This is a genomic window from Sphingomonas sp. SORGH_AS_0950, from assembly GCF_030818415.1.
Taxonomy (GTDB): Bacteria; Pseudomonadota; Alphaproteobacteria; order Sphingomonadales; family Sphingomonadaceae; genus Sphingomonas.
This window is the reverse complement of sequence record NZ_JAUTAE010000001.1, coordinates 129,714-148,607: the sequence shown is the minus strand read 5'-3', so window position 1 is coordinate 148,607 and position 18,894 is coordinate 129,714. Positions and strand designations below refer to the sequence as shown.

At 65.1% G+C, this 18,894-nt stretch carries 17 protein-coding genes, 1 tRNA gene and 1 pseudogene; 9 read left to right on the top strand and 10 right to left on the bottom strand.

The window, feature by feature from the left end; translation table 11 throughout:
• Positions 1-78 precede the first annotated feature (78 nt).
• From QE385_RS00595 to QE385_RS00585, 3 genes are read left to right on the top strand one after another with little or no spacing between them, the layout of a single operon-like run.
• Positions 79-1,431, top strand: a complete 1,353-nt coding sequence (locus QE385_RS00595; protein ID WP_307098054.1) for an MFS transporter — start codon at positions 79-81, stop codon at positions 1,429-1,431.
• Complete coding sequence (cysK, locus tag QE385_RS00590) at positions 1,428-2,348, top strand: cysteine synthase A (protein WP_294235727.1); 921 nt, start codon at positions 1,428-1,430, stop codon at positions 2,346-2,348. Before QE385_RS00595 ends, cysK begins: the two co-directional genes overlap by 4 nt.
• The gene (locus tag QE385_RS00585; protein ID WP_307098053.1) at positions 2,345-3,616 is read left to right on the top strand and encodes a cell wall hydrolase; all 1,272 of its coding nucleotides are present in this window, start codon (positions 2,345-2,347) and stop codon (positions 3,614-3,616) included. The genes cysK and QE385_RS00585 overlap by 4 nt, the downstream gene beginning before the upstream one ends.
• A gap of 220 nt (positions 3,617-3,836) precedes the next feature.
• Here QE385_RS00585 and QE385_RS00580 read toward each other — a convergent pair whose 3' ends face one another.
• The 4 genes from QE385_RS00580 to QE385_RS00565 are packed head-to-tail and all read right to left on the bottom strand — an operon-like array spanning position 3,837 to position 5,442.
• A complete protein-coding gene (locus tag QE385_RS00580) occupies positions 3,837-4,247 on the bottom strand; it encodes a MerR family DNA-binding transcriptional regulator (protein WP_307098052.1) in 411 nt (136 codons plus the stop codon).
• A 33-nt stretch (positions 4,248-4,280) separates the two neighbouring features.
• Positions 4,281-4,790 carry a hypothetical protein gene (locus QE385_RS00575; protein ID WP_307098051.1) on the bottom strand — a complete coding sequence of 170 codons (510 nt, stop codon included), beginning with the start codon at positions 4,788-4,790 and terminating at the stop codon, positions 4,281-4,283.
• The gene (gene hisI, locus QE385_RS00570) at positions 4,787-5,149 is read right to left on the bottom strand and encodes a phosphoribosyl-AMP cyclohydrolase (RefSeq protein ID WP_307098050.1); all 363 of its coding nucleotides are present in this window, start codon (positions 5,147-5,149) and stop codon (positions 4,787-4,789) included. The genes QE385_RS00575 and hisI overlap by 4 nt, the downstream gene beginning before the upstream one ends.
• A gap of 41 nt (positions 5,150-5,190) precedes the next feature.
• The gene (locus QE385_RS00565) at positions 5,191-5,442 is read right to left on the bottom strand and encodes a Rho termination factor (RefSeq protein ID WP_307098049.1); all 252 of its coding nucleotides are present in this window, start codon (positions 5,440-5,442) and stop codon (positions 5,191-5,193) included.
• 144 nt (positions 5,443-5,586) lie between these two features.
• Here QE385_RS00565 and purF point away from each other — a divergent pair, with 144 nt between their 5' ends.
• On the top strand, positions 5,587-7,038 hold the full coding sequence (gene purF, locus QE385_RS00560; protein WP_307098048.1) for an amidophosphoribosyltransferase: 1,452 nt from the start codon (positions 5,587-5,589) through the stop codon (positions 7,036-7,038).
• Complete coding sequence (locus QE385_RS00555) at positions 7,038-7,748, top strand: SDR family NAD(P)-dependent oxidoreductase (RefSeq protein ID WP_307098047.1); 711 nt, start codon at positions 7,038-7,040, stop codon at positions 7,746-7,748. Before purF ends, QE385_RS00555 begins: the two co-directional genes overlap by 1 nt.
• A gap of 120 nt (positions 7,749-7,868) precedes the next feature.
• Here QE385_RS00555 and QE385_RS00550 read toward each other — a convergent pair whose 3' ends face one another.
• Genes QE385_RS00550 through QE385_RS00535 form a run of 4 tightly spaced genes read right to left on the bottom strand, consistent with a single transcriptional unit; the run spans position 7,869 to position 11,753 of the window.
• Positions 7,869-8,843, bottom strand: a complete 975-nt coding sequence (locus QE385_RS00550) for an AAA family ATPase (protein ID WP_307098046.1) — start codon at positions 8,841-8,843, stop codon at positions 7,869-7,871.
• A 4-nt stretch (positions 8,844-8,847) separates the two neighbouring features.
• Entirely contained in the window at positions 8,848-10,020 is a 1,173-nt protein-coding gene (locus tag QE385_RS00545) for a D-alanyl-D-alanine carboxypeptidase family protein (RefSeq protein ID WP_307098045.1), read from the bottom strand.
• A 31-nt stretch (positions 10,021-10,051) separates the two neighbouring features.
• A complete protein-coding gene (locus QE385_RS00540) occupies positions 10,052-10,726 on the bottom strand; it encodes a septal ring lytic transglycosylase RlpA family protein (protein ID WP_307098044.1) in 675 nt (224 codons plus the stop codon).
• On the bottom strand, positions 10,710-11,753 hold the full coding sequence (locus QE385_RS00535; protein WP_373424601.1) for a lytic transglycosylase domain-containing protein: 1,044 nt from the start codon (positions 11,751-11,753) through the stop codon (positions 10,710-10,712). The genes QE385_RS00540 and QE385_RS00535 overlap by 17 nt, the downstream gene beginning before the upstream one ends.
• Positions 11,754-11,912: 159 nt before the next feature.
• Between QE385_RS00535 and QE385_RS00530 the strand changes: the two genes are divergently transcribed.
• Both QE385_RS00530 and QE385_RS00525 read left to right on the top strand, forming a co-directional pair.
• Positions 11,913-12,002: transfer RNA gene (locus tag QE385_RS00530), tRNA-Ser, on the top strand.
• 463 nt (positions 12,003-12,465) lie between these two features.
• On the top strand, positions 12,466-14,463 hold the full coding sequence (locus QE385_RS00525; RefSeq protein ID WP_307098042.1) for a bifunctional diguanylate cyclase/phosphodiesterase: 1,998 nt from the start codon (positions 12,466-12,468) through the stop codon (positions 14,461-14,463).
• A gap of 1,098 nt (positions 14,464-15,561) precedes the next feature.
• Here the strand turns inward: QE385_RS00525 and QE385_RS00520 are convergent.
• Entirely contained in the window at positions 15,562-15,891 is a 330-nt protein-coding gene (locus QE385_RS00520) for a hypothetical protein (RefSeq protein WP_307098041.1), read from the bottom strand.
• A gap of 8 nt (positions 15,892-15,899) precedes the next feature.
• Complete coding sequence (locus tag QE385_RS00515; RefSeq protein ID WP_307098040.1) at positions 15,900-16,814, bottom strand: EAL domain-containing protein; 915 nt, start codon at positions 16,812-16,814, stop codon at positions 15,900-15,902.
• Between the two features lie 164 nt (positions 16,815-16,978).
• Here QE385_RS00515 and QE385_RS00510 point away from each other — a divergent pair, with 164 nt between their 5' ends.
• Together QE385_RS00510 and QE385_RS19825 are read left to right on the top strand one after the other, a co-directional pair.
• The gene (locus QE385_RS00510) at positions 16,979-17,536 is read left to right on the top strand and encodes a site-specific integrase (protein ID WP_307098039.1); all 558 of its coding nucleotides are present in this window, start codon (positions 16,979-16,981) and stop codon (positions 17,534-17,536) included.
• 508 nt (positions 17,537-18,044) lie between these two features.
• Positions 18,045-18,868: pseudogene (locus tag QE385_RS19825) on the top strand (IS5 family transposase).
• The last annotated feature ends 26 nt before the right edge of the window (positions 18,869-18,894 follow it).

Sequence of the window (18,894 nt, the reverse complement as noted above, 5' to 3'; positions counted from 1 at the left end):
GACAGAAGGAATTTAGCGGAGAATAGCTTTGCCTCGGTTGCCTTGACGGCGCGCCGCAGCCTACAACGCTCGCCGACCATGGATAGACCCAAACACCCGTTCCGCATCGCCAATTTCCGCAGCTACTGGCTGTCGCGGTTCAGCGGGACCATCGCGGTATCCGCCATGTCGATCGTCATCGGATGGCAGGTTTACAATCTGGCGCGCGAGACGATGGACGTCCGGCAGGCTGCCTTCATGCTGGGCATGATCGGCTTCGCGCAGTTCGTGCCGCTGTTCCTGCTGACCCCGATCACGGGCCTGGTCGCCGACAGCGTCGACCGGCGCTGGATCGTGCGGGCGACGACCGCGCTGCTGGTGTTGACCGCCGCGAGCCTCTGGTTCCTGACCTGGTCGGGGCATCTGACGCTGGGGGCGCTGTTCACCGCCGCCGTCGCCTTCGGCATCGCGCGGGCCTTTTCGGGACCGGCCTATTCCTCGCTCGCCCCCAATCTGGTCCCGCGCGAGAGCCTGCCCACCGCCATCGCGGTCAGCTCGATCGCGTGGCAGGTCGGCACCATCGCCGGGCCGAGCGTCGGCGGGCTGCTCTATGCGATCCATCCCGAATTCGCCTATGGCGTGGCCACCTTGTTGTTCGCCGTCGCGCTGCTGTGCATCTTCCTGATCGGCCCGGTGCCGCAGCCGCCCGCGCAGACCGACCGCCGCCCGCTGACCCGAATCGTCGAGGGGTTCAGCTATGTCCGCCGCAACCGGCTGGTCCAGGCGGCGATCACGCTCGACCTGTTCGCGGTGCTGCTGGCGGGCGCGACCTCGCTGCTGCCGGTCTATGCGCGCGACATATTGCATGTCGGGTCGCAGGGTCTGGGCGTGCTGGCGGCGGGCATGGGCATCGGCGCGGCGACCACCGCGATCTGGTTCTCGTTCAAGCCGATGACCAGCAATGTCGGCGTCAAGATGCTGATCGCCGTCGTGGTCTTCGGCCTGTCGATCCTGACCTTCGGCATCGCCAGCCATGTGACCGGCGCCCTGGGGCTCCAAAGCGGCACGGTGGCGCTGGGCGGCGTGAACCTGTTCGTCCATCCCGCCTTCCTGCTCAGCCTCGCCGCGCTGATCTGCGCGGGCGGTGCGGACATGGTGTCGGTCTATGTCCGCCAGTCGCTGATCCAGCTCCACACCCCCGATGCGATGCGCGGGCGGGTGAGCGCCGTGTCGCAGCTGACCATCTCCGCCTCCAACGAACTGGGCGAATTCGAGAGCGGGGTCATGGCCTCGATCCTCGGCCCCGTCGGCGCGGTGGTGTTCGGCGGGCTGGGCGCGATCGGCGTCACCCTGCTCTGGTCGCGGCTGTTCCCGGAACTCCGGCGTGCGCGAACCTTTGATCCGCCTGAAATCCTTGCAACCGAACCAACCCACGGAGAAGCCAAGCCATGAAGGCCAACACCATCCTGGAAACGATCGGCAACACGCCGCATGTGAAGATCCAGCGGCTGTTCCCCGGATCGGAGGTCTGGATCAAGTCGGAACGCTCCAATCCCGGCGGCTCGATCAAGGACCGTATCGCGCTCGCCATGATCGAAGCGGCGGAGGCCAGCGGCGAGCTGAAGCCCGGCGGCACCATCGTCGAGCCGACCAGCGGCAATACCGGCGTCGGCCTGGCGATGGTCGCGGCGGTCAAGGGCTATAAGCTGATCCTGGTCATGCCGGAGTCCATGTCGATCGAGCGTCGCCGCCTGATGCTGGCTTACGGCGCGACCTTCGACCTGACCCCGCGTGAAAAGGGCATGAAGGGCGCGATCGAGCGCGCGCTGGAGATCGTGCGCGAGACGCCGGGCGCCTGGATGCCGCAGCAGTTCGAGAACCCCGCGAACATCGACGTCCATGTCCGCACGACCGCGCAGGAAATTCTGAACGACTTCCGCGATTCGCCGATCGACGTCATTATCACCGGCGTCGGCACCGGCGGCCATATCACCGGCGTCGCCGAGACGCTGAAGAAGGAATGGCCGCAGCTGAAGGTCTATGCGGTCGAACCCGCAGCCTCGCCGGTCATCCAGGGCGGCCAGCCGGGCCCGCACCCGATCCAGGGCATCGGCGCAGGGTTCATCCCCGCCAACCTCCACACCCAGGCGATCGACGGGGTGATCGAGGTCGACGCCAATGTCGCCAAGGACATGGCCCGTCGCTCCGCCCGCGAAGAGGGGCTGCTGGTCGGCATCTCGTCGGGCGCGACGCTGGCCGCGATCCTGCAGAAGCTGCCCGACCTGCCCGAGGGCGTTCGCGTGCTCGGCTTCAACTATGACACGGGCGAGCGTTATCTGTCGGTGCCGGACTTCCTGCCCGAACAGTGAGCGATTTGTCCCGGCCGCGCGGCGGCATCCGCGCGGCGCTGTTCGTCATCGCCGGTACGGCCAGTGTCGTACCGGCTTTGCTCGTGGCGAACGCTCCCGCCATTCCGAAAACGCACCGCACCGCCACCGAGCGGCTGCGACAGACGCCGCGCGTCGTGCCGCCCGCCGAGCTTCCCCCAGTCGAGCCGGTGTCGTTCATCGACATGACGCCCGACGAGGCGCGTGCCTATAACGAAGGCGTCCCCTTCTCGACCGATCCCAACCCGGCCGCCCGCCCCTTCGTCTTTCGGGGCACGGCGGAGGACAAAGCGCGCGCGCTCGACTGTCTGGCGGCGGGCGTGCTGTACGAGGCGGGCGACGATGCCAAGGGCGAGCAGGCGGTGGCGCAGGTCGTGCTCAACCGGCTGCGTCACCCGGCCTTCCCCAAGACGGTCTGCGGCGTGGTGTTCGAGGGGCAGGAGCGCAGCACCGGCTGTCAGTTTACCTTCACCTGCGACGGCGCGCTGACCAAGTGGCAACCACCCGAGGCGGCCTGGACCCGCGCCCGCCAGATCGCCGCGATGGCGCTGAACGGCAAGGTCTTCCGTCCCGTGGGCCATGCCACCCATTACCATACCGACTGGGTCGTCCCCTATTGGCAAGCCAGCCTCGACAAGGTCGCACGGGTCGGATCGCATCTGTTCTTCCGCTGGGCGGGCTGGTGGGGCACCCCGCCCGCCTTCAACCGGCACCAGGTCGCGGGCGAGCCGGTCATCGAAGCCCTCGCCCCCTTCTCCCCACCGCATCGGGCGGGCACCGAAGCGACCGGCGAAGCAGGGGCCGCGCTGGCCGAGGGGGCGGTGGCAGGTGGAACGCTGGCCCCGCTGGCGAGCGACCCGGACATGTTCCTCGTCACCCTGCCCACCGGCCTGGCGCCCGAGGGCTTCGCCGCCTTCGCGCTGACCCTGTGCGGCGAGCGCAAGCATTGCACGGTCATGGCCTGGCGCGACGCCGCCGCCACCCCGCGCGCCGTGCCGCTGGCCCCGACGCAGTTGGAGACGATGGCGTTCAGCTATCTGCGCGATCCGACCACCGGACTGGAGCGGACGCTGTGGAACTGTACCCTCTATCCGGCGATGCGGGGGTCGCGCTGCATGAAGCGGCAGACGCTGACCGTCATACCCGTACCTGCGGCGACCCCGACGCCCCAGCCCGCCGCAACACCAGCACCGGGCGAACTCGGCGGCGTGAGACGCGCCAGTGCGCCATCGCCCGAGGGAAAGCCGTAGGACGCCAGGGCCCGTCCAGCCCCAACCCCGCTCCCCCCACCCCCGTTCAGCCTGAGCGAAGTCGAAGGCCAAGGGAAAACCTCTCCGACACCACCATGGGATGACGGCCCGCTTGTCGGGGCCACGTAAAATCGCTTGCGGCCAGCGCCGGGCGTGGCCTTCGACTTCGCTCAGGCTGAACGGAGGGTGGGGAATGGGGGATAGCCGCCGTATCGCGCCATCAATCGCGATGCATTTCCACCAGCGTCACGAACTCCGCCAGTTCCGCGATCGCGGCATCGATGTCGTGCTTCTGCGCCTGCAGGGCCTCGATCTTGGCGGTGCAGCGGGCGATCGTCACCTCGCGCTGCTGGCGGCGGCCGTCGCCCAGATCGTACAGGTCGATCATCTCGCGTATCTCGGCCAGGCTGAACCCCACCCGCTTGCCGCGTAGGATCCAGGCGAGGCGCGCCCGGTCGCGCGGCGAATAGATGCGCTGCGTCCCCCGCCGCTCGGGCGAGATCAGCCCCTCATCCTCATAGAAGCGCAGCGCGCGGGCGGTGACGCCGAACTCGCCGCACAATTCGGTGATGCTGTACGTGTCGCGGTCGGGTTCGGGCGGGGACACGGGATGGGCAGCGACCTTGGCCATGATGCAGGAGGCTAGGGTCCGTTTACGTCAACGTCAATCGTCGCAAAGCGCCGCGCCGTCCGCGCTGCGCAGCGTCCGCGCCTCCGCCACCGACCGGCTGATCCGTTCGACGATCAGCGCCGACAGGCTCGCGCGTCCCGTGCACAGCGAGGCGCAGGGCGCGGGCAGCGTCGCGGGAAACTGGATGTCGTCGCCGTCGAACCGCGCGGTGAAGCGACAGCCGCCCAGCGTCACGGCCAGGTCGCGCCCCGAGCGTTTGAGCGTACCGCGCGCGGTGCACCCCTGCCCCTCGCCATAATCCACCATCACGCCGATCCGCCATGATGCGTCCGACCCGCCATCGCCGGGCGGCAGGATGCACATCCGGTCCGAATCGCGCGCCCACATGCCCTCCAGCGGGACGACCGCCGGATCGGCGACGAGGCCCGCGGCGATGCTGGCGGCCTCCAGCTGCTCGCCCGCCGCATTGTCGGCATCGCCGGCGCCCGAACCGCAGGCCGCCAGCGCGGCGGCGAGCATCAGGCCCGCCCAGCCCCGTCTCACGCGACCGGCACCAGCCCGTCGCCCTCGATCCGCCGGAAGAAGCAACTGCGCGCGCCTGTGTGACAGGCCGGTCCGGCGGGGTCGCAGATCAGCCAGAGCGCATCCTGGTCGCAGTCGATCCGCATCTCCACGACGCGCAGGACATGGTTCGAGCTTTCGCCCTTCTTCCAAAGCCGTCCCCGGCTGCGCGACCAGAAATGCGCCTCGCCGGTGGTCCGGGTGGCTTCCAATGCCTCGGCATTCATATGCGCGACCATCAACAGGTCGCCGCTCACGCGGTCGGTGGCGATCGCGGTCAGCAATCCGTTGGCGTCGAATTTGGGGTCGAGCGTCAGCCCGGTGTCACGATGGTCGGCCATGACGGCATGATCTAGCCGCAACCGCGCCGCCTTCCAACCCGTCAGCCATGATCCCGAATCGCGGCGATCAGCGCCGCCTTGTCCATCTTCGACCGCCCCGCAATGCCGATCCTGCGGGCTTCTTTCAGCAGGTCGTCCTTGGTCCGGTCCTCCAGATGCGTCGCGCGGTGGTCCAGGCTGCCCTTTGCCTTGGCATTGGCGATTCTTGCCGCCTTTTCCTTGGATTGGCCCTGCTTGCGCAGCTCCTCGTACAGGGCGTCATCCTTGACCTGGGGTCCGTGGTCGCGCGCCATATGACATCTCCTGTTTTCGGTGCCGAAACGCAGCCTCCCCGAAAATGATCCCGTCAACCATGACAAACAGGCGACAAACGCGGATGACGTTCCTATATGCGCCCCGTCTGCCCCTTAGTTGCGAACGTTGCGAGCGCCTCTCCCATGCTGACCACCCATCCTTTCGACGACGACAAACTCCGCGAGGAATGCGGCATCTTCGGCGTGTCCGGCGCCAGCGGCGCGGCCGCGCTGACCGCGCTCGGCCTGCACGCGCTCCAGCATCGCGGGCAGGAAGCCGCGGGCATCACCAGCTTCGACGGCGCGCTGTTCCACACCCACCGCGCGATGGGTCATGTCGCGGGCAATTTCGACCGCGACGACGTGATCCGCGGCCTGCCGGGCGATGTCGCCTGCGGCCATGTCCGCTACTCGACCACCGGCGAGACCGCGCTGCGCAACGTCCAGCCGCTTTATGCCGACCTGTCGACCGGCGGCTTCGCCATCGCGCATAACGGCAATATCTCTAATGCGATGAAGCTGCGTCGCGAGCTCGTGCGTCGCGGTTCGATCTTCCAGTCGACCAGCGATACCGAGACGATCATCCATCTGGTCGCGACCTCGAACTATCGCACCCTGCTCGACCGCTTCATCGACGCGCTGAAGCAGGTCGAGGGCGCCTATTCGCTGATCGTCATGACGCCCGAGGGCATGATCGCCTGCCGCGATCCGCTGGGCATCCGGCCGCTGGTCATGGGTCGCCTGGACGGCGCGGTGATCTTCGCCTCGGAGACGGTCGCGCTCGACGTGTGCGGCGCGACCTTCGAACGCGCGGTCGAGCCGGGCGAGCTGGTCATCGTGCAGGGCACCGAAATCCGCTCGATCCGCCCCTTCCAGGCGGTCGATGCGCGCCCCTGCATCTTCGAGTGGGTCTATTTCAGCCGCCCCGATTCGATCGCGGGCGACCAGTCGGTCTATTCGGTGCGCAAGGAAATCGGCGCACAGCTCGCCATCGAGGCGCCGGTCGATGCCGATCTGGTCATCCCGGTCCCCGATTCGGGCGTCCCCGCCGCGATCGGCTATGCCCAGCAGTCGGGCATTCCGTTCGAACTGGGCATCATCCGCTCGCACTATGTCGGCCGCACCTTCATCCAGCCGGGCGACAAGGTCCGTCATCTGGGCGTCAAGCTGAAGCACAATGCCAATCGCGCGCTGATCCAGGGCAAGAAGATCGTGCTGATCGACGATTCGATCGTGCGTGGCACCACCAGCCTGAAGATCGTGCAGATGATGCGCGAGGCGGGCGCGGCCGAGGTGCATATGCGCATCGCGTCGCCCCCGACCCGCCACAGCTGCTTCTACGGCGTCGACACGCCCGAGCGGGCCAAGCTGCTGGCCGCCAAGCTCGACCTGGGCGGCATGACCGACTTCATTCACGCCGACAGCCTGTCCTTCGTGTCGATCGAGGGGCTGTACAAGGCGCTCAACGCGGCGCGCGACGGCAAGCCCAGCTATTGCGACGCCTGCTTCACCGGCGATTATCCCACCACGCTGACCGACCATGACGAGACGGCGCCGGTCGACCAGTTCCAGATGCTGGCCGAGCGGGTCGCCTGATGACGGGTGCGCTGTCGGGCAAGCTGGCGCTGGTCACCGGCGCCAGCCGGGGGATCGGTGCCGCCACGGCCATCGCGCTCGGCGCGCAAGGGGCCCATATCGTCCTGACCGCGCGCACCCCCAAGGGACTGGAAGAGGTCGAGGAGACCATCTTCAACGCGGGCGGATCGGCCACCATCGCGCCGCTCGACCTGACGGAGAATGAGTCGATCGGGCGGCTGGCCGGGGCGATCGGCGAGCGGTGGCAGGCGCTGGACATCCTCGTGCTGAATGCCGGGATGCTGGGATCGCTGGCCGCCGTGCCCGCCATCGATCCCAAGGAATTCGCCCGCGTCCTGACCCTGAACGTCAGCGCGCAGGCCGCGATGATCTCCGCCTTCGACCCGATGCTGCGCCGGTCGAAGGGCGCGCGGGTGATCGGCGTCACCTCTTCGGTCGGACGCCGCCCCCGTGCCTATTGGGGGGGCTATGGCGCCTCCAAGGCGGCGTTCGAGACGCTGCTCGGTGCCTATGGTGACGAGACGGCCGAGATCAGCGCGATCCGCACCGCCATCGTCGATCCGGGCGCGACCCGCACCCAGATGCGCGCCAAGGCCTATCCGGGCGAGGATCCGGCATCGGTCAAGGCACCCGAAATGGTGGCGGAGCGGATCACCGCGCTGGCGATCGACGGCTTCGCGCCGGGGCATTTCGAGCGGGTTGGTCTGTAACAGGCTATTTGGCTGGCGGTGATGCGTGGGCTTCGACTTCGCTCAGCCTGAACGGACGTAGAGGTACGCCTTTCCCACCAGCCGTTCAGGCTGAGCGAAGTCGAAGCCCAAGGGCAACCCTCACCGCAAGGTCGCGATGATCCCCGCCATCTCGAACACCGTGCCCTGCGCATCCAGCGACAGGCCGCGCGCCGCGCCCGCCAGATCCTGCGCGGCGGCATAGGCATCCAGCGCGACCTTCAGGGCAGGCCCCGACCGCGTCTGCGCCCGGCCCGCGATAAAGGCGGGCACCCGATCGAGAAACGCTTCGTAGCGCGCCTGTGCGGCCTTGCCCGCCAGCGCCTTGGCCAGCTTGACCCGCTCGGCATTGCCCGGATCGCCGCTCTCGGCAATGCGCGCGATCGTCGCGTCGAGCCCGGCAATGTCCAGCCCGGCAAAGCGCAGCGCACGGCCCGGCGCGCCATCGGCGGCGGCGACCAGCGCGGCGATCTCGTCCTCCTCGGCCTCGGGCAATTGCCCGCGCAGTACCGTGGCGACCTCGCCGTCCGACAGCCGCTCGAAACGTAGCAAGCGGCATCGCGACCGGATGGTGGGCAGCAACCGTCCCGGTGCATGGCTGACCAGCAGGAACAGGGTGCCCGCAGGCGGCTCCTCCAGATTCTTGAGCAGCGCATTGGCGCCGCCCCGCTCCAGATCGTCGATCGAGTCGATCAGGACGACCCGCGCCGGGCCCATGGCGGGCGCGGTCGCGAACATCGGCTGAAGCGTGCGGACCTGCGCGATGGTGATCGACCGCGCCAGATCCTGGTCGGGTTTGTCCGCATCCTTGGGCAGCCGCGCCAGCACGCAGAAATCGGGATGCGACCCCGCCTCCATCAGCCTGGCGGTCGGATGATCGTCGGGCACGGCGAGGCCGGGGGGCAAGCCCCCCTGCCCGCCCGCCCGAGCCAGGACGCGCCTGGCCGCCGCGCGCGCGAAGGCCGCCTTGCCCAAGCCCTCCGGCCCGGCCAGCAGCCAGGCATGGTGCAGCTTGGCGCCCCCCAGCGCGGCGGCAAAGGCGGCCTGCGCCGCCGCATTGCCGACCGGCAGGTTCATGCGATCACCCGAAGAACGAGGTCAGCCCGGCCCAGGCCCGTCCGAAGAACCCGGCTTCGCCGACATCCTTGTCCGCGACCAGCGGCAGGCGCTGCGCGGGCATGTCGGGCGAGCTGACGACCAGGTCGGCGATATGCTGGCCCGCCTTGATCGGGGCCTTGATCGGGCCCTGATAGACGACCTTGGCGCTCAGCTGCGGGTCGAGCCCGGCGGGCAGCGTCACGGTCAGCTGGCGCGGCGCGACCAGGCCGACACTGCTCGACGATCCCATCTGGACCTCGGCATCGGCGACCTTCTTGCCCTGCGCCACGACGGGCTTGGCCTGCCATGCGCGGAAGCCCCAGTTCATGAACTTCACCGATTCCTCGGCCCGCGCGCCGAAGCTGTTCAGCCCCGCGACGACCATCACCAGACGGCGGCCATTCTGCTCGGCCGAACCGGTGAAGCCGTAACCCGCCTCCTCGGTATGCCCGGTCTTCAGGCCGTCGGCCCCCGCGACGCGACCCAGCAGCGGATCGCGGTTCGCCTGGGTGATGGCGTTGCCGCCCATCGTCTTGCCCCAGGAGAAATCGCGGCGAGAATAGAATTGCTTGTAGAGCTTGGGGAAGTCTTCGATCGTGTGCTCGGCCAGGTTGGCCAGGTCGCGCGCGGTGACATAGGTCACGCCGCCGTCCGGCCAGCCGTTCGAGGTGCCGAAATGGCTGTTGGTCAGCCCGATCTGCTTGGCGGTCCGGTTCATCCGCTCGACGAAGTTCGGCTCGGTCCCCGCGATATGCTCGGCCAGCACGACGCAGGCGTCGTTGCCCGACAGGGTGACGATGCCATAGAGAAGGTTGGCGACACTGACCTGCTCGCCGGGCGACAGGAACATGGTCGACCCCGCCTGCGGGCCATGCCACTTCTTCCAGGTCTCGGGCTGGACCGTGACCATGTCGTCCAGCTTCAGCTGGCCCTTCTTCACCAGGTCGAAGGCGACATAGACCGTCATCATCTTCGCCATCGAGGCGGGCGGCATCCGGCGATCGGCGTCCCGCTGGAACAGCACCGCGCCCGACGACAGGTCCTTCATGAACGCGACCGGCGCGGGGGTATCGAACTGCGGCGCGGCCGCGATCGAGGGATAGGCCAGCGCGACGAGAGCGAGCGGGGCGGCGAGCGATGCGAACAGGGTCTTCATGGATGTTCCGTGACCAAAGGGAGGTAGGAGGTCAATCCTGATGCAGGATGCGGGCGTCGTCATAACCCGCCTGTGCCGCCGCGTCACGCAGGGCTTTGGCGGAATCGGCATTCAATGACGACCGTTCGACGCGCCAGACCCGGCCGACCCGGTGCGCCCGCGCCTCGAAGCGGCGGGCCAGCGCTTCGGCCCGAGGCTGGCTGGAGAAGCTGGCGATCTGAACGCGGTAGCGCGCCTGCGGATCGAGCGAGATGGGCTTGGCGACCGGCGGCACCGCGCTGGCCCCCGCCAGCACCAGGCCGGGATTGTCCGCGCCGGTCCGCAGCGCGCGCAGCCGGATATGGGCCACCGCCCGCCGGTTCGTCCCCAGCAGCCGCGCCGCGCCCAGCGACAGGTCGGCCAGCCGGTCGGCGCGGCCCGGCCCGCGATCGCCGACTCGCGCCACGATCGTCCGGCCGGTGTCGATGTCGGTCACCTCGACCATCGAATCCAGCGGGAGGCTGCGATGCGCGATCATCACGTCGTCGGGATCGAACCGCCGCCCCGTCGCGGTCCGCCGACCCGCCAGTTCATGGCCGTACCAGCTGGCATGGCCGCTCGCCTGGTAACCGCCGTAGCGCGGCGCCGACGCCTCCTCCGCCCGGACCGGCGCGGCAAAGCCGACCACCAGCGCCGCCAGGGCCAGGATCTCAGCCCGCAATCGCATCGGCCAGCAGGCCCACCGACAAGGCGTAGAAGTTGGAGCAGTTGTAATCCAGGATCACGCGGTAATTGCCGGTCAGCAGATAGGCGGTCCGCCCCGGCCCGTCGGGCTCCATCAGCGTGGCCAGCACCTGATCGCCGGGCCAGGCGGTGCCCTGCGGCACGATGCCCAGCGCGCGCCATTCGGCCATGGTCCGCCACCCGCTATGCCGCTCGAACACCCGCGGGCAGCGGGGGCTGACCAGCCGGTTGCGGACCTGCGACTGATCGAACCCGGCCGGCACCGTCACCGCAAAGCCCCAGGGCTGGCCCGCCCGCCAACCGGCATTGACGAAGTAGTTGCCGATCGAGGCCAGCGTATCGGCCTCGCTATTCCAGATGTCGGCGCGGCCATCGCCATCGCCGTCGCGCGCAAGGCGCAGATAGATGGACGGCAGGAATTGCGGATTGCCGGTCGCCCCGGCCCAGCTGCCCTTCAGCTGTTCGCGGCTGACGCCCCGGTCCATCATCTTGAGCGCGGCGATGAACTCGCCCTCGAACAAGGGACGCCGCCGCCCCTCATAGGCCAGGCTGGCGAGCGAGCGCAGCAGGTCGAAATTGCCGGTATAGGCGCCGTAATTGGTCTCATGGCCCCAGATCGCGACCATGATCGATTCGGGCACGCCCGTCTCGCGCTCGATCCGCGACAGGCGCGGGCGCTGCGCCAGATATTTGCTGCGCCCCCGGCCGATCCGCGCGGCATCGACATGCGCGGCCTTATAGGGCGCAAAGGGGCTGAAGCCGGTATTGCTCGGACCGCCCGGCTGACGGCGGTCGAGTTCGATGACACGGGTGTTGAGCGTCAGCGTCGGCAGCACGGCGTCCAGCGTCGCGCGGCTGACCCCCTGCGTGCTCGCGGTGCCGCGCACCTGTTGCAGATAGCGCTGGAAACCCGCCTCATCCTGCGCAAGCGCGGGCGTGCTGCCGACCAGCAGAGCCAGAGCCGAAGAAATGCCGAGGCGCCTCACGCGCCGGGTAATGTCCCCCCACATGCGGCCTGTTTGCCATAGCGACGGCGGAACCGGAACCTCGCGTCACCGCGCGCACGGCACGGATCACCCGCGGATGGCGGGATTGCCCCATCCTGGCGGACCCAAATCCAAGGGTGGATTCGCCGCCCGGCTTGGCGTACAGGCCCCTTCCGCCGATACGGAAGAGTGGCCGAGCGGTTTAAGGCACCGGTCTTGAAAACCGGCGATGGTGCAAGCCATCCGTGGGTTCGAATCCCACCTCTTCCGCCATAATCCTGCATCGGTACGCTCGTAACGTCTCAATCCCCTTGCAAACGCGGGGGTGTCGGGGATGCATGGCGGGGTATCATCACTCTGATCGACACGGCGGAGCGACACGGGAAGCCATACGGGATGGCCAATTCAGGTGGCCTATGCCCGCACCGGGTCGAAATGCTGACGCATGAAATTCCAGCTCGACGGCAAAGAGAAGCTGCTGACGTTCGTGGCGGCGGCAGGACAATGATCGCCCGCCCCCGGTCGGTGTAATCGCTCGCGCACCGCACCCTCAGCGAACCACAAGTCGTTGAAATAGTTCGACTCAATCTTCGACCAAAATCCCAGGCTTAAAACTCTCGGTCAAAACCGGGGCCATTTCACAACATTTCGCTCAGTTTCGGCGACTGTTAGCACAGCATATACCTTACGCATGCGAAACGAAGAACCTATTCCGAGTTCGTCACGGTGATTGCCCATGCCCTCCTCCCGCCGCACGCAATTTGATCTCCCTGTGGCGAAAATCCCAGACGAGCTTTCTGCGCCTATCGTCCTGGACCAGATTGCCGAGATCAAGAGCTGCGTCCGGGTCGCCATACCCGTCAATATGATGCTCGGCATGGTCAACCTCCTGGTCGCGATCAGGAGCGACCTCGCGCTCTACGGCATCGTCTGGTTCGTCGCCTCGCTCACCGTGAACCTCGTGCGTCTCTATCTTTGCTATCTGCCGGCCCCGGACGTGGGAAAGGTTTCCGGCCGAAGATCGCCGCTGCGATCGATCGCCGTGCAGAGATATCTGATGTGGACAGGAGCGCTGCTTTCGGGACTGGTATGGGCCTGGGTTCCGATCCTGTGCGCCGGTTACACCTCGCCGCAGTCGCTCTTCTATCTGACCGTCGTATGCGGCGTCACCGCAGGGGCCGTCACCCATGGCACGCCCGACGCCCGCACGCCCATGTGCTTCATCCTACCGGCTCTGGCATCCGTCGTCATCTGCCTGTTGGTGGCAGGAGGGTTCGAGCGGGCCTGCATCGCCTTCACCACGATCGTTTACATGGCCGCCCTATCGCGCAGTTCCATTCGCGCCGAAAGAACGTTCAAAGCGCTCAGCCGCGCCAAGCACGAAGCCACGACGAACGCCGCGGCCCTTTCGGCGGCGCACGATCATTCGCTGCACATCATCGACATCATGCGACATCGCGCAACGCATGACGACCTGACGGGCTTGCTCAACCGATCGGGTTTTCTCACCGAGGTCGAGGAACACATGAAGGCGGGGTCGGATGCCTATTGCCTGATGTTCATCGACCTTGACGGCTTCAAGGCCGTCAATGACGTCTATGGTCACCGCAAGGGCGACCAGGTGCTGATAGAGGCGGCCAGGCGCCTTCAGGCCCAGACCCACGGCAAAAGCCTTCTCGCGCGCATGGGCGGCGACGAGTTCGCCATCTTCCTCCCCGTCGCGGCATTTCAAGAGGCCACCGACCTCGCACAGACTGTCATTGGCGCCCTGTCGGTTCACATGGACGGCGTCGATACGGGCGCGCTGGGGGCCAGCATCGGGATCGTCATGAGCCTTCAGGCGGACCTGGCCGATGTCCTGGCCTGTGCCGACGAAGCCCTTTACGCCGCCAAGAATGGAGGCCGGAACCGCTATCACGTCTTCGACAACGAGTTGCGCGAGCGATTGGAGATGCGCCGCGACCTCGAACGCGACCTCCCACGCCATCTCGAGGACGGATCGCTGGATGTCTGGTTCCAGCCCATCTTCGCGCTCGGCCAAAGCTTGCCGAACACGATCGAAGCCCTGCTGCGCTGGCGGCATCCGCAGCACGGCTGGATCTCCCCGGAAAATGTGGTCCGCCTGGCCGCGATCAACGGACACGCCGAACCCCTGCTCCGTTTCGTGCTGCACCGTGCCAGCCAACTTCTGGAAGCCCTAGTCCAAGCCGGACTGAAGGAGATCAAGGTTGCGATCAACATATCGCCGCGCGAGATGGCGCAACTGTCGGTCGACACCATCATCCTCGAGCATTTCGAGGCGCTTGGCCTTGCGCCTCTCTTGCTCGACGTCGAAATCACGGAGGAGACCGCCTTCGAGACCAAGGCCATACAGCACAAGATACAAACGCTGTCGAAGGCGGGCGTGACGATCAGCCTGGATGATTTCGGCGTGGGCTATTCGTCGCTGGAGGCTCTGCGCCATCGCCGGGTCGATCGCATCAAGATCGATCGAAGCTTCGTATCCAACATCACCCGGTCGCCCGAGGACCAGCATCTGGTCAGCGCGATCATCGATTATGGTCGGAAATTCGACCTCGAAGTCGTCATCGAAGGCATCGAGACGCGTGAGGATTATGCGATGATACAGGGACTGGGCGGTCACCTCTTCCAGGGATATTATCTGGCGCGGCCCGTGCCTGAATCTGACTTGCTGGATTATCTCCTAGCCCGTGAGATCGAACCTTTCGGGTGATGGGTAGCCTCCCCTTCATACCGCAGGCGATACAGGCTGAGTTTCTACCGGGTTCGGGGGCGCAAAGATCAGATATTGGCGCGAGCCGATCATCTGTCCCTTGGTCGGATGCGATGATAGTATGACGAGGTCGCGGAAGGGAGCCTGTCCCCCGGCGAGGGTCTGGAACTCGACAGGGCGCAAGGGGCAGGAGCGCTCAATTGCGCCCGAATGGCGATCGCCGTTCGAAGCTTCGCTCCTGCCCGGAGCAGGTGGAACGCACAGCGCACCCCTCAAGTCATTGTCAAAACATAGATATTTCGAAAATCTTCGCAGCAAATATGCGATTATTCTGTCAGCCCGCGTCCAAGACAATTCGATGTATAGCCTGACACACTTCGCATATTTGGCGGACTGGAGGGATCATAAGCGGGAACATCTGATCGGAGCATTCGATGTTCTCCTTCCCGTCGTGCCGAAACGCCTGCCCCTCCCCCAACGGCGCCATACCCTTCCCATCGATCCGCCAAGGGCGGTCTCACGTCTTCCTCGCCATCGCGCTTGCCCTGTCCGCCTGCGGTGGCGGCAAATCCGGGTAGTCGCCGATGCGCGAGGCCGAGGAGGGTGTCATGACGCTCACGGCGCTGCCGGTAACCACCACCGTCGACTTGACCGGGAGCACGAACGCGACCAAGACCGCCGAGGTTCGCCTCTAGGTCGACGGCTTCATCAAGGCGCGACTGTTCGCACCGGACAGCCGCTCTATCAGATCGATCTCCGTGCCTACCGAGCCGCACGCAACCAGAGAGCCGCGTAACTGGCAAACGCCGAGGCCGCCGCCGCGCGGGAGGCGGAGGCGAGCGTCAAGCAATATCACCTCGCCCTGAACAGCGCGAGCGCCAATCCGGGCTTCACCCGCATCGTCGCCCCGATCAGCCGTTCGCTCTTTACGCAGGGGGCGCTGGTCACCACGGGCCAGAGCGACGCGCTGGCGACGATGCCCCACTCTACCCGATCGATCTATGCCGACATCCAGCAGTTCCTTCGCGATGCTCGACCTGCGTGCCAGCTTGGCCCGCGCCATCGATTGCCGCAATCAAACACCTAGGCCGACGAGCCCTACTCCGAAGTCGTGATCGCTGCCACCGTCATTCTTTGAACATATGCTTTAAAGCCGATGCCGCGCTTGCCGTAGTTTGAAAGCGACGCATTCACCTGACCCGGCGAAACACGATTTGCGGTGCGGACGGGCTGGTCGTTACCGCTCTTCCGGGCGGGTTCGTTCGCCATAGTCATCTGGAAACGCAAAACGTCGCGTTCGTGCCGCACGCGATTGAGGACGCGTCGCAGCCGACGATAGCGTTGTCGCGCCGCGAACCAATAGGTCATGATCCACAATCCAGGCACGGCGCCTCCCGCTGCGGCCAGCACGATCAGCCATGGGGACATGTTGTGCATCATTTCCACACCGTCGGGATGAATGCCCCCGCCCTGGTCGTGAAAGCCTGGAAAGCATGGTGAGTTGCGCCGATCCCCTCAAAGAAGTCAGGATGTGTCTCGGCGAAGGGCAGGGTCATAGGCCTGCCGTGGAAGAAGCCCTGCTGCCATATGCTTCCCGCCTCCTCGGCAATGGTTGCCTGCTCCCGGCTCTCAACCCCTTCCACGATGGTCAATGCGCCGAGGGACTTGGTTACGCCGACCAGATGCCAGAACAGGGACATCGCGGCGGCGCTTGTGCAAGCCTGTCGCACGAAGCTGCCGTCGATCTTGATGATCGCAGGCTTTAAAGCCAATGCGGTCGCTACCGACGAATGACCGACCCCAAAGTCGTCGAGGGCGATGCGCACACCGCAGGATTGCAGATGCGAACAGAATCGTGCCGACCTGTCCAGATCAGCGAACGGCGCGGTTTCGGTGATTTCGACGATCAGGCGGCTCGCAATCTCATGAGAGTTGCGCAACAGATGCAGCACATCCTCCCACCCGTCGGGGTCGGTGCTGGTGGCCGATATGTTGACGCCGAGGACCTTGAGCGGATTGGATTGCAACATATCGATTACGCGGCGGACAATGAGCCGATCGAAGGAAAGGCTTCCGCCGCAACGCTCGATCATCGCCAAGGTCGCGTGCGGGGCGGTATCCCAGCCATCGGTTTCCGGGAAACGTACCAGCGCCTCATGATACAGGATAGTGCCTCCTGGGCGGACATCTCGCACAGGCTGCCAAACTAGCGCCATCGGCACTGAAGCCGATGAGCCCTGCGGGACCAGCGGTCCAACGCACTTCCCTGCAACATAATCGGGCAAACCCTTGCCGTCGCCTTCGCCGTACTCACGCTTTGTCCATGCCGTATCGCTTGGATATCGCACCATAGTTTCATTCCTCTGTCGCGACCTCTCCGCAGATCGCCGCCGTGCGACGCAATAACCAAAACTGTATCAACCAAGGTTGTAAACCAATGGACAGCATGTGCACAGCAATCACACCGTCCGAAGCGCGGCCAAATCGTCAAGAGGTCTTTGAAATGCCTTGGTCCATGTACGATACATTCGGACAGCGTAAATATCTAACTAAAGAAGAAATGCATTCTTTCGTTATGCTATCCACAACTTTTTCAATAGACGTCGAGCTATTCTGCTCGGTCGTTGCTTATACCGGCTGCCGTATTTCAGAAGCTCTTTCACTAGGAAAAAACAACATTGACTTCCAACAACACTGCATTGTCATTAAATGCCTTAAAAAACGAAAAAGGTTAGTATTTCGCGCAATTCCGGTTAAATCCAACTTTATACTTAAGCTGAGGGATGGGCTGGATAGAGGGTTGCTCGCTCCTGATCGACTATTTCCATGGTCGAGAATGACTGGCTATCGTCGCATTCGCGAAGTGATGGAGGCTGCGGGAATTCGGGGTAGCTACGCAACTCCGAAAGGGTTGCGCCATGCGTTTGGCGTTAACGCTGTCCAATCGGGTGTCCCGCTCAACATGGTGCAGCGCTGGCTCGGTCATGCCGATATCAAGACGACCGCGATTTACACCAACGCGACGGGTGTCGAGGAGCGCAATTTGGCGATGCGCATGTGGCAGCAGAGTTAAGCCAGTCCGATTTTTACAATTACATAACTTTTTTTGCAAAACACGCCAGCTTAACGACTTGCGCTGCACCGCGACAACTTGCAAGTGATCAAAAATTACACTTTATTATCAGCCTGTTACCGTTTTTTATTGCACGCTGATACAGTTTTGGTTATTCTGTAACATAATAAACCTCGTATTATCAATGCCTTGAGTTAATTTCTAGCTGTATCATTTACCATTTTCTAGCTACGAAAAGTGCATCGGGCCCGGTTAGCCCCGACATGAGGAAGGACTTAACGCCCCGTCCGATATGTGGTTCATTACGAGTTTTTCCCATCAGCGCTACGGGATCAGTGCAGCGCCTGCTGTTCGGCGCGATGCTGGACCAACGCAAGTTGGCGCGGGCAACGCACCCTATGAGATGCCCGATTGAAAATTGAGCTTGGCGATCTCAGCCGTTGCGATTCACGAGGGTTGCGAAGACCACGGAGATCACACGGACTGGACTTAAACCGCTCGTCGCGAGCTGGACAGGAGACGGCTGCTGTACGCAAGTGACGGCACGGACGAGGAATGGGCGATCATAGCCCCGCTGCTGACACGAACCACAAAGGGGGGCGTCCACGCCTACATCGGGCAAGGGATCTTTGGAACGCGATCCAGTATCTTGCGGTGACAATTTGCCAGTGGGCGCAGCTACCCCGGGACTTCTCGCCGTTCACCGCCGTGCAGTACCTTTTCCTACCGGACGCGCGACAGCGGTATGCTCGATGCGATCAATACGGTGTTGGAGGCCTACACACGGGTCGCGGATGGCCGCGAGGCTGAACCGACCGCGGCTATTGTCGACAGTCCGTCGTCAAACCACCGAAGCCAACGGGCTGCGTGGCTATGATGCCACAAAAAAGGTCAAGGGTTGCAAGCGTCACATCATGACCGACACGGCCAGCAACCCCGCCGACATCCAAGACCGTGATGGAACGCCCGGCCTTATCGGGCGATACCGTGGCACCTACCCGTCGCTGGACCGCTTCTCCGCCGATGGCGGCTACGCCGGGCCAAGTTTGAGGGCCGCCATCGCGCATCTCTACCGCCTCCCATCGAGATCATCAGGCGTTCCGACGTCCGGCACTCGTCGCTCTGCCACGCCGCTGAGTCGTCGAGCGCACCTTCGCATGGCTCAAACGATGCCGTCGCTTCGCCAAGAGTCGGGCACCAAATGATGAAGGGCCGGCGCCCTGGCGGCCTCGCGCGAACATCGACGCCTCATGCCGTTCGCGGAAGCTTGGCCGACGCCGGTCCTTCCTATTGACACCATCGCGCCGCCGCTTTCTATCGACGGGCCGATAGGGCATTTTCGCCCCTCGCCCCCTATC

What these genes read in the sequence shown, in the direction of transcription:
- QE385_RS00510 (WP_307098039.1), top strand. Translation starts at nt 16,979, where the DNA reads ATGTACGATACATTCGGACAGCGTAAATATCTAACTAAAGAAGAAATG.
- QE385_RS00540 (WP_307098044.1), bottom strand. Translation starts at nt 10,726, where the DNA reads ATGCGATTGCGGGCTGAGATCCTGGCCCTGGCGGCGCTGGTGGTCGGC.
- QE385_RS00545 (WP_307098045.1), bottom strand. Translation starts at nt 10,020, where the DNA reads ATGAAGACCCTGTTCGCATCGCTCGCCGCCCCGCTCGCTCTCGTCGCG.
- QE385_RS00535 (WP_373424601.1), bottom strand. Translation starts at nt 11,753, where the DNA reads ATGTGGGGGGACATTACCCGGCGCGTGAGGCGCCTCGGCATTTCTTCG.
- QE385_RS00550 (WP_307098046.1), bottom strand. Translation starts at nt 8,843, where the DNA reads ATGAACCTGCCGGTCGGCAATGCGGCGGCGCAGGCCGCCTTTGCCGCC.
- QE385_RS00525 (WP_307098042.1), top strand. Translation starts at nt 12,466, where the DNA reads ATGCCCTCCTCCCGCCGCACGCAATTTGATCTCCCTGTGGCGAAAATC.
- cysK (WP_294235727.1), top strand. Translation starts at nt 1,428, where the DNA reads ATGAAGGCCAACACCATCCTGGAAACGATCGGCAACACGCCGCATGTG.
- purF (WP_307098048.1), top strand. Translation starts at nt 5,587, where the DNA reads ATGCTGACCACCCATCCTTTCGACGACGACAAACTCCGCGAGGAATGC.
- QE385_RS00595 (WP_307098054.1), top strand. Translation starts at nt 79, where the DNA reads ATGGATAGACCCAAACACCCGTTCCGCATCGCCAATTTCCGCAGCTAC.
- QE385_RS00515 (WP_307098040.1), bottom strand. Translation starts at nt 16,814, where the DNA reads ATGGTGCGATATCCAAGCGATACGGCATGGACAAAGCGTGAGTACGGC.
- QE385_RS00520 (WP_307098041.1), bottom strand. Translation starts at nt 15,891, where the DNA reads ATGTCCCCATGGCTGATCGTGCTGGCCGCAGCGGGAGGCGCCGTGCCT.
- QE385_RS00555 (WP_307098047.1), top strand. Translation starts at nt 7,038, where the DNA reads ATGACGGGTGCGCTGTCGGGCAAGCTGGCGCTGGTCACCGGCGCCAGC.
- QE385_RS00580 (WP_307098052.1), bottom strand. Translation starts at nt 4,247, where the DNA reads ATGGCCAAGGTCGCTGCCCATCCCGTGTCCCCGCCCGAACCCGACCGC.
- hisI (WP_307098050.1), bottom strand. Translation starts at nt 5,149, where the DNA reads ATGGCCGACCATCGTGACACCGGGCTGACGCTCGACCCCAAATTCGAC.
- QE385_RS00565 (WP_307098049.1), bottom strand. Translation starts at nt 5,442, where the DNA reads ATGGCGCGCGACCACGGACCCCAGGTCAAGGATGACGCCCTGTACGAG.